At 67.9% G+C, this 18785-nt stretch carries 16 protein-coding genes; 7 read left to right on the top strand and 9 right to left on the bottom strand.

Annotated features, from left to right (window positions below; translation table 11 throughout):
* Nucleotides 1–21 precede the first annotated feature (21 nt).
* The 8 genes from HV742_RS14755 to HV742_RS14720 form a co-directional block, all read right to left on the bottom strand.
* Nucleotides 22–732, bottom strand: coding sequence for an ABC transporter ATP-binding protein (locus tag HV742_RS14755; protein WP_059272322.1), 711 nt, complete (start codon nt 730–732; stop codon nt 22–24).
* On the bottom strand, nt 720–1493 hold the full coding sequence (locus tag HV742_RS14750; protein WP_175145803.1) for an ABC transporter ATP-binding protein: 774 nt from the start codon (nt 1491–1493) through the stop codon (nt 720–722). The genes HV742_RS14755 and HV742_RS14750 overlap by 13 nt, the downstream gene beginning before the upstream one ends.
* The gene (locus HV742_RS14745) at nt 1486–2523 is read right to left on the bottom strand and encodes a branched-chain amino acid ABC transporter permease (RefSeq protein WP_175145802.1); all 1038 of its coding nucleotides are present in this window, start codon (nt 2521–2523) and stop codon (nt 1486–1488) included. Before HV742_RS14745 ends, HV742_RS14750 begins: the two co-directional genes overlap by 8 nt.
* 2 nt (nt 2524–2525) lie before the next feature.
* A complete protein-coding gene (locus HV742_RS14740) occupies nt 2526–3407 on the bottom strand; it encodes a branched-chain amino acid ABC transporter permease (protein WP_006385541.1) in 882 nt (293 codons plus the stop codon).
* Nucleotides 3408–3422: 15 nt separating this feature from the next.
* Entirely contained in the window at nt 3423–4583 is a 1161-nt protein-coding gene (locus HV742_RS14735; protein WP_068952122.1) for an ABC transporter substrate-binding protein, read from the bottom strand.
* 19 nt (nt 4584–4602) lie between these two features.
* Nucleotides 4603–5448, bottom strand: a complete 846-nt coding sequence (locus HV742_RS14730) for an alpha/beta fold hydrolase (RefSeq protein ID WP_175145801.1) — start codon at nt 5446–5448, stop codon at nt 4603–4605.
* The gene (locus tag HV742_RS14725; protein ID WP_175145800.1) at nt 5445–7004 is read right to left on the bottom strand and encodes a benzoate-CoA ligase family protein; all 1560 of its coding nucleotides are present in this window, start codon (nt 7002–7004) and stop codon (nt 5445–5447) included. Before HV742_RS14725 ends, HV742_RS14730 begins: the two co-directional genes overlap by 4 nt.
* A gap of 168 nt (nt 7005–7172) precedes the next feature.
* Nucleotides 7173–7643 (bottom strand): DUF4863 family protein, encoded by a 471-nt coding sequence (locus tag HV742_RS14720; RefSeq protein WP_020926744.1) that lies wholly within the window; start codon nt 7641–7643, stop codon nt 7173–7175.
* A 178-nt stretch (nt 7644–7821) separates the two neighbouring features.
* On the opposite strand from HV742_RS14720, the gene HV742_RS14715 reads away from it, so the two are divergent.
* From HV742_RS14715 to HV742_RS14685, 7 genes are all read left to right on the top strand, one after another.
* Complete coding sequence (locus HV742_RS14715) at nt 7822–8733, top strand: helix-turn-helix transcriptional regulator (RefSeq protein ID WP_175145799.1); 912 nt, start codon at nt 7822–7824, stop codon at nt 8731–8733.
* 240 nt (nt 8734–8973) lie between these two features.
* The gene (gene boxC, locus HV742_RS14710) at nt 8974–10635 is read left to right on the top strand and encodes a 2,3-epoxybenzoyl-CoA dihydrolase (protein ID WP_068980122.1); all 1662 of its coding nucleotides are present in this window, start codon (nt 8974–8976) and stop codon (nt 10633–10635) included.
* A gap of 109 nt (nt 10636–10744) precedes the next feature.
* Complete coding sequence (gene boxB, locus HV742_RS14705; RefSeq protein ID WP_049075447.1) at nt 10745–12172, top strand: benzoyl-CoA 2,3-epoxidase subunit BoxB; 1428 nt, start codon at nt 10745–10747, stop codon at nt 12170–12172.
* Between the two features lie 51 nt (nt 12173–12223).
* Nucleotides 12224–13471, top strand: coding sequence for a benzoyl-CoA 2,3-epoxidase subunit BoxA (gene boxA / locus HV742_RS14700; protein WP_054417182.1), 1248 nt, complete (start codon nt 12224–12226; stop codon nt 13469–13471).
* Nucleotides 13472–13531: 60 nt separating this feature from the next.
* Entirely contained in the window at nt 13532–13972 is a 441-nt protein-coding gene (locus tag HV742_RS14695) for a MaoC family dehydratase (protein ID WP_054417183.1), read from the top strand.
* A 294-nt stretch (nt 13973–14266) separates the two neighbouring features.
* Complete coding sequence (locus HV742_RS14690) at nt 14267–15889, top strand: hypothetical protein (protein ID WP_064528333.1); 1623 nt, start codon at nt 14267–14269, stop codon at nt 15887–15889.
* Nucleotides 15890–16025: 136 nt separating this feature from the next.
* A complete protein-coding gene (locus HV742_RS14685; RefSeq protein ID WP_175145798.1) occupies nt 16026–17645 on the top strand; it encodes a phage tail protein in 1620 nt (539 codons plus the stop codon).
* A 42-nt stretch (nt 17646–17687) separates the two neighbouring features.
* Here the strand turns inward: HV742_RS14685 and HV742_RS14680 are convergent, their stop codons facing one another.
* Nucleotides 17688–18674, bottom strand: coding sequence for a TRAP transporter substrate-binding protein (locus HV742_RS14680; RefSeq protein ID WP_175145797.1), 987 nt, complete (start codon nt 18672–18674; stop codon nt 17688–17690).
* Nucleotides 18675–18785 lie beyond the last annotated feature (111 nt).

The raw sequence follows: 18785 nt of genomic DNA, 5'->3' as shown, positions 1-18785 counted from the left end.
CGAGCAGGCGGCGCGGGGTAATCAGACCCCCAGGTAGCGAGTCAGCTGTTCGGGCGCGGCGGCCAGCGCCGCGCTGTCGCCGTCCTGCACGATCAATCCCTTTTCCATCACCAGGCAGCGGTCGGTGTGCGCCAGCACCGCGCGGTAGTTGCGGTCGACGATCAGCGTCGACATGCCGGTGGCGCGGATCTGCCGGATGATCTTCCAGATCTCGGCCACGATCAGCGGCGCCAGGCCTTCGGTGGCTTCGTCCAGGATCAGCAGGTCGGGGTTGGTCATCAACGCCCGGCCGATCGCCAGCATCTGCTGTTCGCCGCCCGACAACTGCTGGCCGCCATGGCCCAGCCGTTCAGTCAGGCGCGGAAAAGTCTCCAGCACCCGCGCATAGGTCCAGTCGCGCCGCCCCTGTTCGCCGGCGCGCGCCGCCACCAGCAGGTTCTCGCGAACGCTCAGGTTGGGGAAGATGCCGCGGCCTTCGGGTACGTAGGCCACGCCCATCCGCGCGATGGCGTGCGGCCGGGCGCGGGTGCAGTCGGCGCCGCGCACCGCCACGCGGCCCTGTGCGCTGCGCACCTGGCCGACCAGGCTGCGGATCAGCGTGGTCTTGCCCATGCCGTTGCGGCCCACCAGTCCCACGGACTCGCCCGCCCCGATGCGCAGGCCGACGCCGCGCAGCACGTGGCTGGCGCCGTAGTACACATGCAGGCCATCGGCCTCGATCAGTGCGCGCATGCGTGTGCTCCGTCCAGGTCTTCGCCCAGGTAGGCGGTGCGCACCTCGGCATTGGCGCGGATCCGCGCCGGGTCGCCGCTGGCGATGCTGCTGCCGTTGACCATCACGGTGATGGTGTCGGCGATGCGGAACACCGCGTCCATGTCGTGCTCGACCAGCAGGATGGCGTGGTTGGCCTTGAGCGTTTGCAGCAGCGCCAGGATGCGGTCGGTTTCCTCCGGGCCCATGCCGGCCAGCGGTTCGTCCAGCAGCAGCACCTGCGGTTCGCCGGCCAGGCACATGGCGATCTCGAGCTGCCGCTTGCGGCCATGCGGCAGCAGCCCCGCCGGTTGCATGGCGTCGGCCGCCAGGCCGGTGCGCTCCAGCGCGTGCGCGGCCAGGTCGGCGCTGACCGCGCAGGCCGAGGCCGGCCGCCACCAGTGCCAGAAGCGCTGGCGCCGCGCCTGCGCCGCCAGCCGGCAGTTCTCGAACACGCTCAGTTCCGGGAACAGGGTCGAGCGCTGGTAGCTGCGGCCCAGGCCGGCGCGGGCGCGCTCAGGCTGGTCCCAGGCGGTGATGTCGCGCCCGCCCAGCGACACCTGGCCGCTGCTGGGCGCCAGTTCGCCGGACAGGATGTTGATGAGGGTCGACTTGCCCGCGCCATTGGTGCCGATGACGGCATGCACTTCGCCGCGTTGCAATGCCAGCGATACGCCGTTGACGGCGGTCAGGCCGCCGAAGCGCCGGGTGACCGCGTTGGCGGTCAGCAGGGGATCAGGCATGGGGCTCTCCTTGGATCGGCAGGGCCAGCGGTTTGGCGGCGGGCGAGGCCGGCGTGTTGGGGGCGTGGCGGGCGCGGCGCCGGCGCCATTGCGCCGGCAGGCCGGCCAGCCCGTCGGGCAGCAGCGCGACCAGCGCGATGATGGCCAGGCCCAGCGGCAAGTGCCAGTGGCGCGCGTAGTCGCCGAACAGCGCCTGCGACTGGAACAGTTCCTGCAACAGCACTAGCGCGGCCGTGCCCAGCACCGCGCCGCCCAGGCTGCCCATGCCGCCCAGGATCACCATCAGCAGCACCAGCCCCGATTGTTCCCAGGCCAGCAGCTCGGGCGTGACGAAGCCATCCTTGAGCGCGAACAGAAAGCCGGCCAACCCCGCCAGCGCGGCGCCGATCACATACGCCGCCAGCTTGTACGGATAGGTCGAATAGCCGGCCGCCCGCATGCGCTGTTCGTTGATGCGGATGCCGGCCAGCGCCGCGCCGAACGGCGAGCGCCGCAGCAGGGCCAGGAAGCCCCAGGTCAGCGCCAGGCAGGCCAGCACGAAGAAATAATAGGTATTGCCCTGGTCCAGGTCGAATGGCAGCCAGCCTGCGATATTGGCCTGCGGCCGGAAGTACAGGTAGATGCCGTCGCTGCCGCCGCCGACCTTGGTGTCATGGAACACGTAGTAGGCCATCTGCGCGAAGGCCAGCGTCACCATGATGAAGTACACGCCGCGCGTGCGCAGCGCCAGCGCGCCGGTCAGCGCGGCGTAGGCGGCGGCCGCCAGCAGCGCCGCCGGCAGCAGCCACCACAGGCTGGCCGCCTCCGACTGCGGCGATAGCAGCGCGGCGGCATAGGCGCCGATGCCGAAGAACGCCGCGTGCCCCAGGCTGACCAGCCCCGCGCCGCCCACCAGCAACTGCAGGCTGAGCGCGAACACCGCGTAGATCATGATCTTCACGGCCAGGCCGGTGTAGTAGTCGCTGCCGTTCCAGGCGAAGGCGGCCAGCGCCAGCAGGGTCGCGACAGGCAGGAGTCGATTCACATTCATGGTCAGCCCTGTTTGAACAGCCCTTCGGGCTTGCACAGCAGAATCGCGGCCATCAGCACGTACACCAGCACGCCCGCGGCGGCGGGGAACAGCACCTGGCCGAAGGTCTCGACCACGCCCACCAGCATCGCCGCCAGGAACGCGCCGCGGATCGAACCGATGCCGCCGATCACCACCACCACGAAGCAGATGATGAGCACGCCGTTGCCCATGCCCGGATACACCGACGACACCGGCGCGGCGATGCTGCCGGCCAGCGCCGCCAGCGCCACGCCGGCGGCGAACACCAGCCGGTACAGCTTGTTGACGTCGATGCCCAGCGACCCGGTCATCTCGCGGTTGCTGGCGCCGGCGCGCAGCATCATGCCGAGCCGCGTGCGCGCGATGACCCAGTACAGCAGCAGCGCCACCGCGATGCCCACCGCCGAGATGAACAGCCGGTACACCGGATAGGTCATCACGTCGCCCAGCGCGATGCTGCCCTGCAGCCAGGACGGCAGCGGCACGCCGTGCACGTCGTTGCCCACCAGGATGCTGCGCAGTTCCTCGAACACCAGGATCAGGCCGTAGGTCATCAGCACCTGCTGCAGGTGGTTGCGGCGATACAGGTAGCTGAAGAACGCCGCCTCCAGCAGATAGCCGAGCGCGGCCGCGGCCAGCACGCACACCGCCAGGGTGGCGACGAAGCCGCCGCCGAGCCAGCGATCCACCGCCGGCCCCAGCGCGAACGCCATGTAGGCGCCGATCATGTAGAAGCTGCCGTGCGCCAGGTTGATGATCCCCATGATGCCGAAGATCAGCGTGAGCCCGCTGGCCACCAGGAACAGCAACAGGCCGTACTGGAAGGCGTTCAGGCTCTGGATGAGCAGGATGCCGAGGTCCATGGGGACTCTCCAGTCCTAGAGCTTGCAGCCGCGGGCCGGGTCGGCCAGCTTGCGCACGGCCACGTCCACCACCTTGTTTTCCAGGCCGTCGACGCGGCGCAGGTAGATGTCCTGCACCGGGTTGCCGGCCTTGGACAGCGTGAACGCGCCGCGCGGGCTGTCGACCGTGGCGCCGCGCATGGCCTCGCGGAATTCCGCCTTCTTGCCGAAGTCGCCCTTGACCGCCGCCAGCCCCGACTGCATCAGTTGCGCGGCGTCGTAGCCTTGCACCGCGTACACGTCGGGCTGCATGTTGTAGGCCTTGCCGTAGTCGGCGCGGAAGGCGTTGTCGCGCGGCGTGTTCAGGCCGTCGGCGTAGTGCAGGGTGGTCAGCAGCCCCTGCGCCGACGCGCCCTGCGCCTGCAGCGTGCCGTCGGTGAGAAAGCCCGAGCCGTACAGCGGGATGGTCTTGTCCAGGCCAGCCGCGTGATAGTCCTGCACGAACTTGACCGCGCCGCCGCCGGCGAAGAAGGTGAACACCATGTCGGGCTTGAGCGCGGCGATCTCGGTCAGGAGCGACTGGAATTCGACGTTGGGGAAGGGCAGGCTCAGTTCCTTGACCACCTTGCCGCCGGCCTGCTCGAAGCCTTCCTTGAAACCACCGATGGCCTCGTCGCCGGCCGCGTACTTCCAGGTGATGGTCACCGCCGTCTTGTGGCCGCGCGCCTTCGCCACCGGGCCCATGGCGTAGGCCGGCTGCCAGTTGGTGAACGAGGTGCGGAAAATGCCGGGGCCGCACAGCGGGCCGGTGATGGCGTTGGCGCCGGCGTTCGTCACGATGAGCGTGGTGTCGGCGTCCTTGGCGGCCTTGGCCAGCGCCATCGCCACGCCCGAGTGCACGGTGCCGATCAGCACGTCGACCTGGTCGCGCTTGATCAGGCGGTTGGCGTTCTCGGCGGCCTTGGACGGATTGGACTCGTCGTCCACCTTGAAGTACTCGATCTCGCGCCCGCCGAGCTTGCCGCCCTGTTCGGCCACATACAGCTTGAAGCCGTTCTCGATGGCGGTGCCGAGCGCGGCGTAGGTGCCGCTGTAGGGCAGCATGAAGCCGACTTTGAGCTTGTCGGCGGCCAGGGCGCCGTTTGCGGCCAGCATCAGCGCCGCGCTCAGCGCGGCCCGGGTCAGGGCGTGGGTCATGGTGGTGTCTCCGTGCTTGTCATGGGCTGCCGCTGGGGCGGCCGGGTTGGTCCAGCGCGCCGACGAAGCCGGCGATGGCCTGGATAACGATGGCGGGCTGGTCCTTGTGCGGCGAGTGGCGGCAGTCGGGAATCTCCAGCAGCCGTGTCTGCGGCGCGGCGCGGCGGATGCCGCGTATCTGTTCGAGCGTGCCGTATTCATCGTCCACGCCCTGCATCGCCAGCACGGGGCAGGCGATGGCGGGCAGGTGATCCTGGATGTTCCAGCGGCGGAAGGCGGGGTCCAGCCAGACGTCGTTCCAGCCGCGAAAGGCTGAATCGACATCATCGTGATGACGCGCCAGCCGCGCGCGCAGGTCGGTGTCGCGGTAGGCCTGGCGCGCCTGTTCGATATGCGCCACGGTGCGGTCCTCGACGAAGATGTGCGGCGCCGCCACTGCGATGCCCGCGACTGCGCCGGGATGCAGGGCGGCGTAGAGCAGCGCGATGGAGCCGCCATCGCTGTGGCCGAACAGGATGGGCCGGTCGCGGCTGGCGTCGATGCCAAGCGCGGCGAGCAGCGCGGGCAGTACGTCGGCGGCCTCGCGGTGCATGAAGTCGACCGGACGCTTTTCGCCCGAGGCCAGCGGCGTGGAGCGGCCGTAGCCATGGCGCGAATAGACCAGCCCGCGGCAGCCGGCGGCGGCGCAGGCCTGCCGCGGCCAGTCCTTCCACATCGACACGGACCCCAGCCCTTCGTGCAGGAACACCAGCAGCGGCGCATCCCGGCGCGCGGCCGCGATCCACTGGTACTCCAGGCGCAGGTCGCGTCCCGCCGCGCGCACGTCGGCCAGGGCGGTGGGCTCGGGGGCGGGCACGGCGCTCATGGCGTGACCTGTTCCAACTGCCGCAGGCGGAATCGCTGGATCTTGCCGGTGGCGGTCTTGGGCAGTTCGTCGGTGAAGTCGATCTGGCGCGGATACTTGAAGGGCGCCAGGTGCTGCTTGACGTAGCGCTGCAGGTCGGCGCCGGTGTTCGCGTCCGGCGCGTAGCCCGGCCGCAGCACCACGTAGGCCTTGGTCTTGACCAGTCCGTCGTGGTCCGCCACGCCGATCACGGCGGCTTCGAGCACCGCCTCGTGCTGCACCAGCACGTTCTCCACTTCCACCGGCGACACGTACTGGCCGCTGACCTTGATCATGTCGTCGCTGCGGCCGGCATAGGTGTAGTAGCCGTCGGCGTCGCAGATGTACTTGTCGCCGCTCTTGAGCCAATCGCCCAGGAAGCACTGGCGCGTCTTGTCGCGGTTGTTCCAGTACATCAGCGCCGCGCTCGGGCCCTTGATGTACAGGTCGCCAATCGCGCCGGCGGCCACCGGCGCGCCGTTGTCATCGCGCAGTTGCACCTCGTAGCCGGGCACCGGCTTGCCGGTGGTGCCGTAGCGCAACTGCCCGGCGCGGTTCGACAGGAAAATGTGCAGCATCTCGGTCGAGCCGATGCCGTCCAGGATGTCACAGCCGAAATGGCGCTGGAAGCGTTCGCCGATGTCGCGCGGCAGGGCTTCGCCGGCCGAGGTGCAGATGCGCATCGCCACCTGTTCGCGCGGCGGCAGGTCGGGCGCGGCCAGCATGCTGGCGTACAGCGTCGGCACGCCGTAGAACACGGTCGGACGGTGCCGCACCAGGCGCTGGAATACGGCCTGCGGCGTGGGCCGCTCGGCCATCAGCACGACGGTGGCGCCCACCGACAGCGGAAAGGTCAGGCCGTTGCCCAGCCCGTAGGCGAAGAACAGCTTGGCGGCCGAGAACGCAATATCGTCCTCGCGGATGCCCAGCACCGGCTTGGCGTAGAGCTCGGCGGTGTGCCACAGGTTGCCATGGGTGTGGACCACGCCCTTGGGCTTGCCGGTAGAGCCCGACGAATACAGCCAGAAGGCGATCTCATCGGACAGCGTGCGCGCGGCCGGCGCCAGCGGGGCGGCGGCCAGCAGCGCGTCGAGTTCGTGCGCGCCGGCAGGCGGCGCCGCCGTGGGACGCGACACCACCAGGTGCTCGACCTCGCCAGGCGCCTGCGCCAGCGCGGCCTGCAAGGTCGGCAGCAGGCACTCGGAGACGAAGGCGGCGCGCACGCGGCTGTGGTTGAGGATGTAGGCGTAGTCGTCCGGCGTCAGCAGGGTGTTCACGGCCACGGGCACGACGCCGGCGTGCAGCGCGCCCAGGAACACCACCGGCCAGTCCGCCGTGTCCTGCATCAGCAGCAGGATGCGTTCTTCGCGCCGCAGGCCCAACTGGCGCAGTGCGCCCGCCATGCGCGCCACGCGTTCGGCCAGTTCGCCGTAGGTGAGCTGGCGGGCGTCGTCGATGTAGGCCAGCTTGGCGGCGCGCGGCGCGTTCAAGGCGGCCAGGTGGCTGGCGAAGTTCAGTTCGGCGGGGCAGGCATTCACGGCTGTCTCCTGGTGTCCTGGCGGGCGGGGCGGCCTGTCCGGCGGTCCGCAAGCGTCTGGCGGCTTGTCGTGACCGGGGACATGCATGAGGCGCGGGTCAGCCCGCGCCGGCAGCCGGCCGGCCACGCGGGGCGCGGCCGGGGCGCTGTGGGGAAGCGGGGCGCGGATTCATGCGCGGGTGAACTCGATGGCGCCGCCGGGCAGCAGGTACAGCACCAGCGCGCGGCCCTGCGTCACGGTGGGGCGGTGGGCGCTGCCGGGGCCGTAGACCAGCCAGCCGGCGCCGTGGCCGTCGAAACGCGCCGCGTCGGTCAGCGGCATGATCATGTCGACTTCGCCGTTGGGATGCGCGTGGTGCGGGCCGGCCAGGTCGTCCATGTCGACCACGTCCACCGAGCAGCCGCCCAGGTCCTCGGCCGGCTTGATGACGCGGCCGTAGCGGATGCCGCCGCCTTCTCGGTTGCACATCCAGCCGTCGGCCACGCCCTGCCTACAGGCGGCGAAGATGTCGGCGTACAACGCGCTGTCGGGGCCGGCCTGCTGGTTCAGGCGCTGCTGCAGGGCGCCGTCGAGCGCCTGGCCGGCCATCAGGTCCGTCACCTGGCGCATCAGCGCGTGGAATCGTTCTGGCGTGCTCACCCGGTCTCCTCCTATACACTGTCGGCGCTTCAGCGGCGGATGCAATCCAGTGCTGTTTTGTCGCACCTGACATGCTGTTGAAGCTGTTTGAGGAAAAATAGTGCTTCCATTGATGTGGGTCAAGCACTATAGTGCATAAATCGGGTGTTATCAGGGTTTTTGCGGAGTCAGCTACACCATGAACCAAGCGCTAGAAGACGCGGCGCCAACCGAACCCAGGCGGGAAGCCTTCCTGGTGGCGCTGGGCGAGCGGGTGCGCCGCCTGCGGGCCATCCGCGGCATGACGCGCAAGGGGTTGTCGCAGGTGACCGGCGTGTCCGAGCGGCATCTGGCCAATCTCGAGCACGGCGTGGGCAATGCCTCGATCCTGGTGCTGCTGCAGATCGCCAAGGCCTTCAACTGCGCGCTGGCCGAGCTGGTGGGGGATGTCACCACCGAATCGCCCGACTGGCTGCTGATCCGGGAGCTGCTCAGCGGCCGCACCGAGTCCGATCTGCAGCGCGCCCGCGAGGCGCTGACCCAGCTGTTCGGCGTGGGCGCCGGCGCGCAGCGCCCTAACCGCACGCAGCGCATCGCGCTGATCGGCCTGCGCGGCGCGGGCAAGTCGACGCTGGGCCAGATGCTGGCCGATGACCTGGGCTACCCGTTCGTCGAGCTGAATCGCGAGATCGAGCGCGTGGCCGGCTGCAGCATCCTGGAAATCCACAACCTGTACGGCCCGAACGCCTATCGCCGCTACGAGCGGCGCGCGCTGGAAGAGGCGGTGCAGATCTATCCGGAAATGGTGCTGGCCACCCCCGGCGGCCTGGTGTCCGAGCCGGCCACGCTCAACCTGCTGCTGGCGCACTGCTACACGGTCTGGCTGCGCGCCACGCCCGAGGAGCACATGGGCCGGGTGATGGCGCAGGGGGACTTCCGGCCGATGTCTGGCAATAACGAGGCCATGGCCGACCTGAAGCGCATCCTGGCCGGGCGCGAGGCGTTCTACGCCAAGGCCGACCTGACCTGGGGCACCAGCCACCTGGACGTGCAGGAGAGCTTCGCCGGCCTGCGTACCCAGGTGCGCAAGGCCTGCGGCCTGCCGCTGTAGCGCCCGCGTCTTTCGCCGACCGCCAGGGCCGCCCGTTGGGGCGGCCTTTTCTTTGGCGGGGCGCGCCGGCCTGTCCGTCGGGGGATGGGGGCTTCAGTGGCGTACGCCTCGACGTGTTTCCAACGACCTGCACTTTTGTGCATATTTTGCTTGACGCTGATTTTTGCCTGCACTAATCTGCATAATAATTCATGTCGTGCAGTATTTTTCCTATCCGGCTAGGGCATCAGGAGACAAGCAATGAGCAGCGCCGCCAACAAGGTCGACTTTCGGACCGATCCCTCCCAGTACCGCCATTGGCGACTGTCGTTCGATGGCCCCGTCGCCACGCTGGCGATGGACGTGGCCGAGGACGGCGGCCTGCGTCCGGGCTACAAGCTCAAGCTCAATTCCTACGACCTGGGCGTGGACATCGAGCTGCACGACGCGCTGCAGCGCATCCGCTTCGAGCATCCCGAGGTGCGCAGCGTGGTCGTCACCAGCATGAAAGACCGCATCTTCTGTTCGGGCGCCAACATCTTCATGCTGGGCCTGTCCTCACACGCCTGGAAGGTGAACTTCTGCAAGTTCACCAACGAAACCCGCAACGGCATCGAGGACTCCAGCCGCCATAGCGGCCTGAAATTCATCGCCGCGCTCAACGGCGCCTGCGCCGGCGGCGGCTACGAGCTGGCCCTGGCCTGCGACGAGATCCTGCTGATCGACGACCGCTCGTCCTCGGTCGCGCTGCCCGAAGTGCCGCTGCTGGGCGTGCTGCCGGGCACCGGCGGCCTGACCCGCGTCACCGACAAGCGCCGCGTGCGCCACGATCACGCCGACATCTTCTGCACCCTGGTCGAAGGCGTGCGCGGCCAGCGCGCCAAGGACTGGCGCCTGGTCGACGACGTGGTCAAGCCGGCGCAGTTCGAGGCCGCGGTGCGCGAGCGCGCGCTGGCGCTGGCCGAGGGCAGCAGCCGCCCCGCCGGCGAGGCGGGCGTGGCGCTGACGCCGCTGGCGCGCGAGGAAGGCGCCGATGCCTTGTCCTACCGCTACGTCGACGTGCAACTGGATCGCGCCAAGCGCCAGGCCACCTGGACGGTGCGCGCGCCGCAAGGCCCGGTGGAATCGGAACTGGCCGACATCGTGGCCGCCGGCGCGGCCTGGTGGCCGCTGCAGATGGCGCGCGAACTGGACGACGCCATCCTGTCGCTGCGCACCAATGAACTCGACATCGGCACCTGGATCTTCAAGACCGAGGGCGACGCGCAGGCCGTGCTGGCCGCCGACGCCGCGCTGCAACGCCACGCCGATCACTGGTTCGTGCGCGAAACCGCCGGCTTGCTGCGCCGCACGCTGGCGCGCCTGGACGTGACCTCCCGCAGCCTGTTCGCGCTGGTCGAACCGGGTTCGTGCTTTGCCGGCACGCTGCTGGAACTGGCGCTGGCCGCCGACCGCAGCTACATGCTGGACAGCGACGGCGAAGAACACGACGCGGCCCAGCTGATCGTGGGCGAGGCCAACTTCGGCGCCTACCCGATGGTCAACGGCCAGAGCCGCCTGCAACGCCGCTTCCACGAGGAAACCGCGCCGCTCGAAGCGGTGCGGGCCCGCGCCGGCCAGCCGCTGGCCGCGCGCGACGCGCTGGCGCTGGGACTGGTGACCTACGCGCCCGACAGCATCGACTGGGACGACGAGGTGCGCATGATGCTCGAAGAGCGCCGCGCGCTGTCGCCCGACGCGCTCACCGGCCTGGAAGCCAACCTGCGCTTCGGCGGCCGCGAAACCATGGAGACGCGCATCTTCGGCCGCCTGACCGCCTGGCAGAACTGGATCTTCAACCGCCCCAACGCGGCGGGCGAGAAGGGCGCGCTCAAGCTCTACGGCAAGGGCGAGCAGGCGACATTCGACTGGAACCGCGTCTAACGCGGCCCGCGCAGCAAGTCCCCATACACGGCGCCGGCCCGCGCAGCGCGGCCGCCGCCCCAAGACCCGACGCCGCCCCGACGCGGCCGTCCATCCAGGAGCAGAGACAATGTCAGGCATCAACTACAGCGACAAGATCCCCAATAACGTCAACCTGTCCGGCGACCGCACCCTGCAGCGCGCGCTGGAACACTGGCAGCCCAACTACCTGCAATGGTGGCAGGACATGGGGCCGGACGGCTCGCACGGCTTCGATGTCTACCTGCGCACCGCCGTGAGCGTCGAGCCCGACGGCTGGGCCCACTTCAACCACGTGCGCATGCCCGACTACCGCTGGGGCATTTTCCTGGCGCCGCAGGACGGCCAGCGCAAGATCCATTTCGGCGAGAACATGGGTCGCGACGTCTGGCAGGACGTGCCGGGCGAACACCGCGCCAACCTGCGCCGCATCATCGTCACGCAGGGCGACACCGAGCCGGCGTCGATCGAGCAGCAGCGCCACCTGGGCCTGACGGCGCCGTCGCAGTACGACCTGCGCAACCTGTTCCAGATCAACGTCGAGGAAGGCCGCCACCTGTGGGCCATGGTCTACCTGCTGCACCGCTACTTCGGCCGCGACGGCCGCGAAGAGGCCGACGCGCTGCTGCAGCGCACCTCCGGCGATTCGGACAACCCGCGCATCCTCGGCGCCTTCAACGAGAAGACGCCGGACTGGCTGGCGTTCTACATGTTCACCTACTTCACCGACCGCGACGGCAAGTTCCAGCTGTGCGCGCTGGCCGAATCCAGCTTCGACCCGCTGGCCCGCACCACCAAGTTCATGCTCACCGAGGAAGCGCACCACATGTTCGTGGGCGAATCCGGCATCTCGCGCGTGATCCAGCGCACTTGCGAAGTGATGAACCAGTTGAAGACCGACGACCCCGCCGCCGTGCGCGCCGCCGGCGTCATCGACCTGCCGACGATCCAGCGCTACCTCAACTTCCACTACAGCGTCACCATCGACCTGTTCGGCGCCGACCAGTCGTCCAACGCCGCCATCTTCTACGGCTCGGGCCTGAAAGGCCGCTACGAAGAGAGCAAGCGCAACGACGACCACCAGCTCAAGAACGACACCTACCGCGTGCTGTCGGTCGACAACGGCAGGCTGCGCGAGATCGAGGTGCCGATGCTGAACGCGCTCAACGAAGTGCTGCGCGACGACTTCATCCGCGACTCGGTGGCCGGCATCGGCCGCTGGAACAAGGTCATCGAAAAGAGCGGCATCGCCTTCCGCCTGCAGGTGCCGCACAAGGCCTTCAACCGCCAGATCGGCACGCTGGCCGGCATCCGCATGTCGCCCGAGGGCGAGATCCTGTCCGAGGCGCAATGGCAGGCGCACCGCCACCAATGGCTGCCCACGCCGGAGGACCGTGAGTTCGTCGCCTCGCTGATGGGCCGCGTGACCGAGCCCGGCAAGTTCGCCAACTGGATCGCGCCGCCGGTCATGGGCATCAACCGCCAGCCCGTGAACTTCGAGTACGTTCGTTTCAACTAAGGCCCCGTGGCGGCGCAATGCGCCGCCGCGCCGCGCATTCGGATGACCGCGATGAACGCCGCCCTGCCCATGGAAGTCCTGAAACAACACCTGATCGACCCCGAGATCTGCATCCGCTGCAACACCTGTGAAGAAACCTGTCCGATCGACGCGATCACGCACGACAGCAACAACTACGTGGTCGACCCGGACATCTGCAACGGCTGCATGGCCTGCGTGCCGCCGTGCCCCACCGGCTCGATCGACAACTGGCGATTGGTGGTGCGCAGCGACGCCTATTCGGTGCAGGACCAACTGAGCTGGGACGAACTGCCGCGCGAACAGCCCCTGCCGGCGGCCGCGGCCATCGTGGATGAGGCGGCGAACGCGGTCGTCGAGCCGGTGTCGTCCGCCGGGGTGGCAGCCATGCCGTCCGCCACGCCCGGCGCCAGCGTGCCGCCGTGGTCCGCCGCGCATCCCTACGTCAACCTCTACACCCACAAGACGCCGGTGACCGCCACCGTGGTCGGCAACTACCGCGTCACCGGCGCCGACACCGACAGCGACATCCATCACATCGTGCTGGACTTCGGCGAGCTGCCGTTCCCGGTGCTGGAGGGCCAGTCGATCGGCATCCTGCCGCCCGGCACCGACGCCCAGGGCCGGCCGCACCACGCGCGCCAGTACTCACTGGCCAGTCCGCGCGACGGCGAACGCGCCGGCTACAACAACCTGTCGTTGACCGTGAAACGTGTCACCGAGGACCACCAGGGCCAGTCGGTGAACGGCGTCTGCTCCAACTACCTGTGCGACCTGGCCAAGAACGACACCGTGCAGGTGATCGGTCCGTTCGGCCATACCTTCCTGATGCCGAACCACCCGCGCGCCAACCTCATCATGATCTGCACCGGCACCGGTTCGGCGCCGATGCGCGCCATGACCGAGCGCTACCGGCGCCGCATCGAAACGGGGGAGAATGGCCGCCTGATGCTGTTTTTCGGCGCCCGCACCGAACGCGAGCTGCCGTATTTCGGCCCGTTGATGAAACTGCCGCGCGACTTCATCGACATCAACCTGGCGCTGTCGCGCGAAGCCGGCCAGCCCAAGCGCTACGTGCAGGACCTGATCCGCGAACGCGCCGCCGCCGTGCGCGAACTGCTCGCCGATCGCAACACCTGCATCTACGTCTGCGGCCTGAAGGGCATGGAAGTCGGCGTGCTGGACGCCTTGCGCGAGGTGACGGTGCAAGCGGGACAGGATTGGACTATCCTGCACGATGTGTTGCGCCGCGAGGGGCGGCTGCACTTCGAGACCTATTGAACGGGCGGCCGGCTTCCGGCAAGCCCTCCAGGGGTCATCCATGCGAGGGGAAGTCCACCAATGAAGTTCGCTGATTTCAAGGACGGCATGCTGATCAAGGCCGGTCCGGTCACCATCACGGAAGCCGAAATCCTCGAGTTCGCCCGCAAGTACGACCCGCAGTGGTTCCACACCGATCTCAAGCGGGCCGCCGAGGGCCGCTGGGGCGGCCTCATCGCCAGCGGCTGGCATACCTGCGCCCTGGCCATGCGCATGGCGGTGGACGCCGCGCTGCACGATTCCGAGTCCTTCGGCTCGCCCGGCCTGGGCGAAGTGCGCTGGCGCACGCCGGTGCGTCCTGGCGACCAGTTGCGCCTGGAAGCGCGGGTGCAGGGCGTGCGTACGTCTTCGTCGCGGCCGGACCTGGGCATCATCACCTGGGCCTGGACGGTGATCAACCAGCATGACGAGGGCGTGCTGGAATTGGACGCGACCAGCTTGTTCGATCTGTCGGGCGACTAGCCTGCGGTTGCGCTCCGCCCGCGCCGAGGGCCTCGCCAGTGTCGCAGTTGCCTTGTCCGGTAGCACGGATGCTCGTAACATGAACGCGTCGTGGGAGAATTGTGCCCAGCGACATTGAAGGCCCGCCCGGGGAACCAGGCGGGCCTTTCGTATATGGGTACGCCCAATGGCCCAAGCCATCGAGCACCCCCTTCCTGCTCTGACCCCGGCATTTCTCTCAGGCCCACCCGCATCCGCCGGTGGGCTTTTTCTTGCGCAGCGCCGCTGCTTTCATCCGTCATCGAGGTTCCCTTCATGCAACTCCTCAAACCCATCAACGTCGGCCATGCGCCGAACGACCAGACCGGCGACACGCTGCGCGACGCCATGGCATTGGTGAACGAGAACTTCACCAAGACGCGCTCCGGCGTGGAAGCCGTCGAAGTGGCCGCCGCCGCCGCGCAGCGCAAGGCGGACGCGGCGATTGCCGACATCGAAAAAGGCGCGGCTGGCGGCGTGGCGCCTCTGGACGCGACGGGCAAGGTGCCGGCCGTGCACCTGCCTCCGCCTGCAATTCCGATGACGCAGAAATCGGCGCCGGGGGGCGTGGCACCGTTGGATGATGACGGCCGTGTGCCTGCCGATCATCTGCCGGTGCCGCAGCCGTCGGTACCCCTGGCGCAAAAGGGCCAACCCAATGGCGTGGCGACGTTGGCCGCTGACGGCAAGGTACCTTTCGCACAACTGCCTGAGCTTGTTCCAGCCTCGGCGAGGGCGCAGCCTAATGGCATAGCAACCCTGGGCGAGGATGGCCGGATCGTCGCTAATCAATTACCGCCGTTGATCCCTGCGGCCGACAAGGGGCGTCCGGGCGGCATCGCGACTTTGGACGCCGAGGGGCGAGTGCCGGCACTCCAACTGGCCGCAGTGCTGCCGGACGAAAAGGGCCGGCCGGGTGGCGTTGCGACGCTGGACGCGGAGGGCAAAGTACCCGTGGGCCAAATTCCGCCTCTGCCCAGTGGACCACCGGTCGGCTCGGTAGCATGGTGGCCGCTGCGCACTTCCATCCCGTCGGGCCAGATTCCCGCCGATGGGCAGACCATTTCTCGCGACACGTTTCCCGATCTCGCAGCGATGGTGATCAGCGGTAAGTTGCCGGTGGTACCGGAGGCGGACTGGTTGGCGGATCCGCTCAAGCGGGGAAGCTACACCTTGGGAGACGGATCCACCACCTTCCGCGTGCCCGATTTGAACGCCAGGGCCGCAGGGTCTCTGGCGGCGGCGGTGTTGCGAGGCGACGGCGCGAAATCCTCGGGCGTGCCTGGCAGGTTGCAATCGGACCAGCTCGGGCCGATGGACTACCGTGTCGTGAGCGGATTCAATCAAGCCACCAATGTGTTGGCGGATGCCTCCATGAATGCCGTGATGGCATCGGGGAATTTTGCGGGCTACACGTTCACCACGGCGAGACAGACTACCAACGGCACACGTTGGATCGTCAATACCGGCGACGAAACGCGGATGGCGAACGTTACCGGCGTGTGGACGATTCACGCTTTCGCTGCCGCGATCAATCCCGGCAACGTGGATATGGCACAACTGGCCAGTGATCATGCGGCGCTCAGTGCAGCGTTCCAGACGTTGCGCGCACAGGTTTTCGGCGTCGGCCAGACGCTTCAAGACGTTAGCGCGTCCCGGGCATTCGGGGTGACATACACCAACAGTACCGGGCGGCCGATCTCGGTTTACATCGTCGGCTCGTCCAACAGTAGCGCCGGGGGCAACATGTACGTGATGGTGGGCGGCATCGCGGGTACGCGTTCCATTACCTCATATAACGGCGTCTCACTGTCGCTCACTGCCGTTATTCCGCCCGGAATCACTTACCGGGTGGTAGCCGACAGCATGACGCAGAATTTCTGGACCGAATATCGGTGAGTCGCCATACAGGCTCGCAACGACGCTGGCAGCCTCAAGTTCCAAGTGCCGCGTAAACCCATTTCCCGCCACTACCCCAATACGTGGCTGGTTTTTCATTCCGTGACGTATTGTCCCCCATCAGGGCCTTTCTCCTATGCAAATCCTAAAACCCATCAATATCGGCAACGCGCCTAATGATCAGACAGGCGACACGCTGCGTGCAGCCATGGCGATCGCGAACGAGAACTTCGCCAAAACGCGCGCCGGCGTGGACGCGGTCGAGGTCTCCGCCGCCGCGGCCCAACGCAAGGCGGACGCCGCCCTGCCCGCCGCCGAGAAAGGCGCGGCGGGCGGTGTCACGCCGCTGGACGCTGCGGGCAAAGTTCCGGCCGCGCACCTGCCGCCGCCGGCCGTGCCGCTGTCGCAGAAGTCGGCGCCCGGAGGCGTGGCGCCGCTTGACGACGATGGCCGAGTGCCTGTCCATCACCTGCCGATTTCGGTACCCGCCGTGCCCCTCGCGGAAAAAGGCCAGCCGAACGGCGTCGCCACGCTGGCCGCGGACGGCAAGGTCGCGCCGGTGCAATTGCCCGACCTGATCCCTGCCGCCGAAAAAGCCCGGCCCTACGGCGTCGCGACTCTGGCGGCCGACGGTCGCATCGTCCCTGGCCAACTGCCCGCGTTGGTTCAGACCTCCGAGAAGGGGCGCCCGGGTGGCGTACCGACGCTTGATGCGGAAGGCCGCGTCCCCGCCGCGCAACTGCCCGCGGTACAGGATGCCGTGCCGCTCGTGGAAAAAGGTCAGGCGGGCGGTGTAGCCACGTTGGACGAGGCGGGCAGGGTGCCGACCGATCAGTTGCCACCGATTCCCTACGGTCCGCCCGTGGGTTCGGTTGCATGGTGGCCGCTGCGTACGTCTATCCCCGCTGGCCAGATTCCCGCGGATGGGCAGACGATCAGCCGCACCACTTTCCCCGACCTCGCCGCCATGGTGGCAGCGGGTGCACTGCCGGTGGTGCTGGAAGCCGATTGGCTGGCCGACCCGCTCAAGCGGGGTAGCTTCACGCTCGGAGACGGTTCGACCACCATCCGAATGCCCGACTACAACGGGAAGTCCGCCGGGTCGATTGGCGCGCCGTTCATGCGCGGTGATGGTGCGCTTTTGAATGGTATGTTGAAGCCAAGCCAGAACAAGGCTCACCAGCACGGTTTCCAGACGCCTCAGCTTTTCTATGGCGAAGTGGGTGGCACTAGCTCCTTCTTGGGGGCACCCAATACGTCCACTCCGCAGTTCAACCGCAATACGAACAGCGAGGGCGGGGCAGAAGCGCATCCGACGTTCGTTTCCGGTGTCTGGACTGTGCAGGCCTTTGGGGCTGTCGCCAACGCGGGGAGCATAGATGCCGCACAATTGGCTTCCGACCTCGGCGTGACCCAATCCAGCGTACAGCAGTTGAGGGGGCAGGTGTTCGGTACAGGCCAACAGCTTCGTTCACGTAGTACCGTGTTGCGCACGTGGTATCAGAACACCACAGGCCGCCCCATACTGGTCGGGTTTCATTGTGTTGGCGTCGCTGCGGGGACGATTATCGTTGCCGGATACCTCAACAATGTCTCCGGTAATGCGGGATCGGTTCCCTACCATTACGATACGACTCCTGGCGGGTATGCCGGCATGCGCTGCGGTTTCACCATGCACGTGCCACCTGGCATGTGGTGGATGGCCGACACCGTCAATGCCAATGTCGAGTCCGGTTCGGTCTGGGAATACGCGTGACCGTAAAGCCCCCGGACTCGTGTATGGACGGCTTCTGCCTTCCTACGGCCGCCGCATCGCCTTCAGGATATTCACCCCCTCCGGCCCCGCCGCCGCCTCCCACTGCTTCACCGAATCCACCGCCGCATTCTTCAGCGCCTGGCGCACCGGCATCGGCACGGCGGTGTCGATCGTCACGCCGTTCTTGCGCATGTTGGCGTAGTTCTGCTGCAACCGGCCGTCGATGCGCTTCCACTGCTCGGCCTCGGTCTGCGCGGCGGCCTGGTCGATCGCCTTGCGCGACTTCGCGTCCAGCGCCTGATAGGCCTGCAGGTTCATCGTCGCCACCGAGATCGGCATGGCGTAGTTGATCTCGGCGAAGCGCGGCAGGTGTTCCCACAGCTTGCGGCCGGCGCCGCCGTCGCCCGAGGACAGCACCGCGTTGACCTCGCCGGAGGCGATGCGCGGCATGGCGTCGGCGAACGAGATGTTCTGGGCGCGCGCGCCGGCCTTCTGCATCACGTCCTGCGAGGTCGCGTCATAGGTGCGGATGCTCAGCGCCTTCAGCGCGGCGACGCTGTCCACCTTGCCCTTGGACCAGATGCCCGAGGCCGGCCAGGGCGTGGTGTAGAGCAGCTTCTGGCCATGCGCGGCCAGCAGTTTCTCGTAGGCCGGGCGGGCCGATTTGTTCAGCGCGCGCGCCTTGGCCAGCGAGTCGGCCAGGAATGGCAGCGAGGACACGCCGAAAATCGGATACTTGGTTGCCAGCGCGCCGGCGAAGGCGTCGCCGGCATCGACCTTGCGCGCTTGCACTGCGTCGATCATGTCGCCGGACTTGATGCCGCGCGCGGCGTCGAAGCTGGCGTCGATCAACACCTGGCCGCCGCTCTTGCCGCGCACCAGGTCGGCGAAGGTGGACACGCCTTGTCCCGGCATCGAAGTGGCCGGGTACTCGGTGGTCATGGTAAGGGTAGTGGCGGCGAATGCGCCGTGACTTGCAAAAGCGATGGCGATGCCCGCCCACAGGCGGAACGAGGGACTGCCTTGCATGCGCGACTCCTGGTCGTGACGAAAAATCCGGGGTCGGGCAGGCGGATACAGCGGGCCGGCACCAGGCCAATGCCGCACAGCGTACGGCAAGGGCCCGGGCCCGGCTAGTTC

Origin of the sequence: Achromobacter ruhlandii (assembly GCF_902859695.1) — a bacterium.
Lineage (GTDB): Bacteria > Pseudomonadota > Gammaproteobacteria > Burkholderiales > Burkholderiaceae_B > Achromobacter > Achromobacter ruhlandii.
The sequence above is the reverse complement of the archived record's forward strand: the minus strand, read 5'-3'. Positions and strand labels throughout refer to the sequence as shown.

What these genes read in the sequence shown, in the direction of transcription:
- HV742_RS14735 (WP_068952122.1), bottom strand. Translation starts at nt 4,583, where the DNA reads ATGACCCACGCCCTGACCCGGGCCGCGCTGAGCGCGGCGCTGATGCTG.
- HV742_RS14715 (WP_175145799.1), top strand. Translation starts at nt 7,822, where the DNA reads ATGAACCAAGCGCTAGAAGACGCGGCGCCAACCGAACCCAGGCGGGAA.
- HV742_RS14685 (WP_175145798.1), top strand. Translation starts at nt 16,026, where the DNA reads ATGCAAATCCTAAAACCCATCAATATCGGCAACGCGCCTAATGATCAG.
- HV742_RS14695 (WP_054417183.1), top strand. Translation starts at nt 13,532, where the DNA reads ATGAAGTTCGCTGATTTCAAGGACGGCATGCTGATCAAGGCCGGTCCG.
- HV742_RS14690 (WP_064528333.1), top strand. Translation starts at nt 14,267, where the DNA reads ATGCAACTCCTCAAACCCATCAACGTCGGCCATGCGCCGAACGACCAG.
- HV742_RS14730 (WP_175145801.1), bottom strand. Translation starts at nt 5,448, where the DNA reads ATGAGCGCCGTGCCCGCCCCCGAGCCCACCGCCCTGGCCGACGTGCGC.
- boxB (WP_049075447.1), top strand. Translation starts at nt 10,745, where the DNA reads ATGTCAGGCATCAACTACAGCGACAAGATCCCCAATAACGTCAACCTG.
- HV742_RS14680 (WP_175145797.1), bottom strand. Translation starts at nt 18,674, where the DNA reads ATGCAAGGCAGTCCCTCGTTCCGCCTGTGGGCGGGCATCGCCATCGCT.
- boxA (WP_054417182.1), top strand. Translation starts at nt 12,224, where the DNA reads ATGAACGCCGCCCTGCCCATGGAAGTCCTGAAACAACACCTGATCGAC.
- HV742_RS14755 (WP_059272322.1), bottom strand. Translation starts at nt 732, where the DNA reads ATGCGCGCACTGATCGAGGCCGATGGCCTGCATGTGTACTACGGCGCC.
- HV742_RS14740 (WP_006385541.1), bottom strand. Translation starts at nt 3,407, where the DNA reads ATGGACCTCGGCATCCTGCTCATCCAGAGCCTGAACGCCTTCCAGTAC.
- HV742_RS14750 (WP_175145803.1), bottom strand. Translation starts at nt 1,493, where the DNA reads ATGCCTGATCCCCTGCTGACCGCCAACGCGGTCACCCGGCGCTTCGGC.
- HV742_RS14745 (WP_175145802.1), bottom strand. Translation starts at nt 2,523, where the DNA reads ATGAATGTGAATCGACTCCTGCCTGTCGCGACCCTGCTGGCGCTGGCC.
- boxC (WP_068980122.1), top strand. Translation starts at nt 8,974, where the DNA reads ATGAGCAGCGCCGCCAACAAGGTCGACTTTCGGACCGATCCCTCCCAG.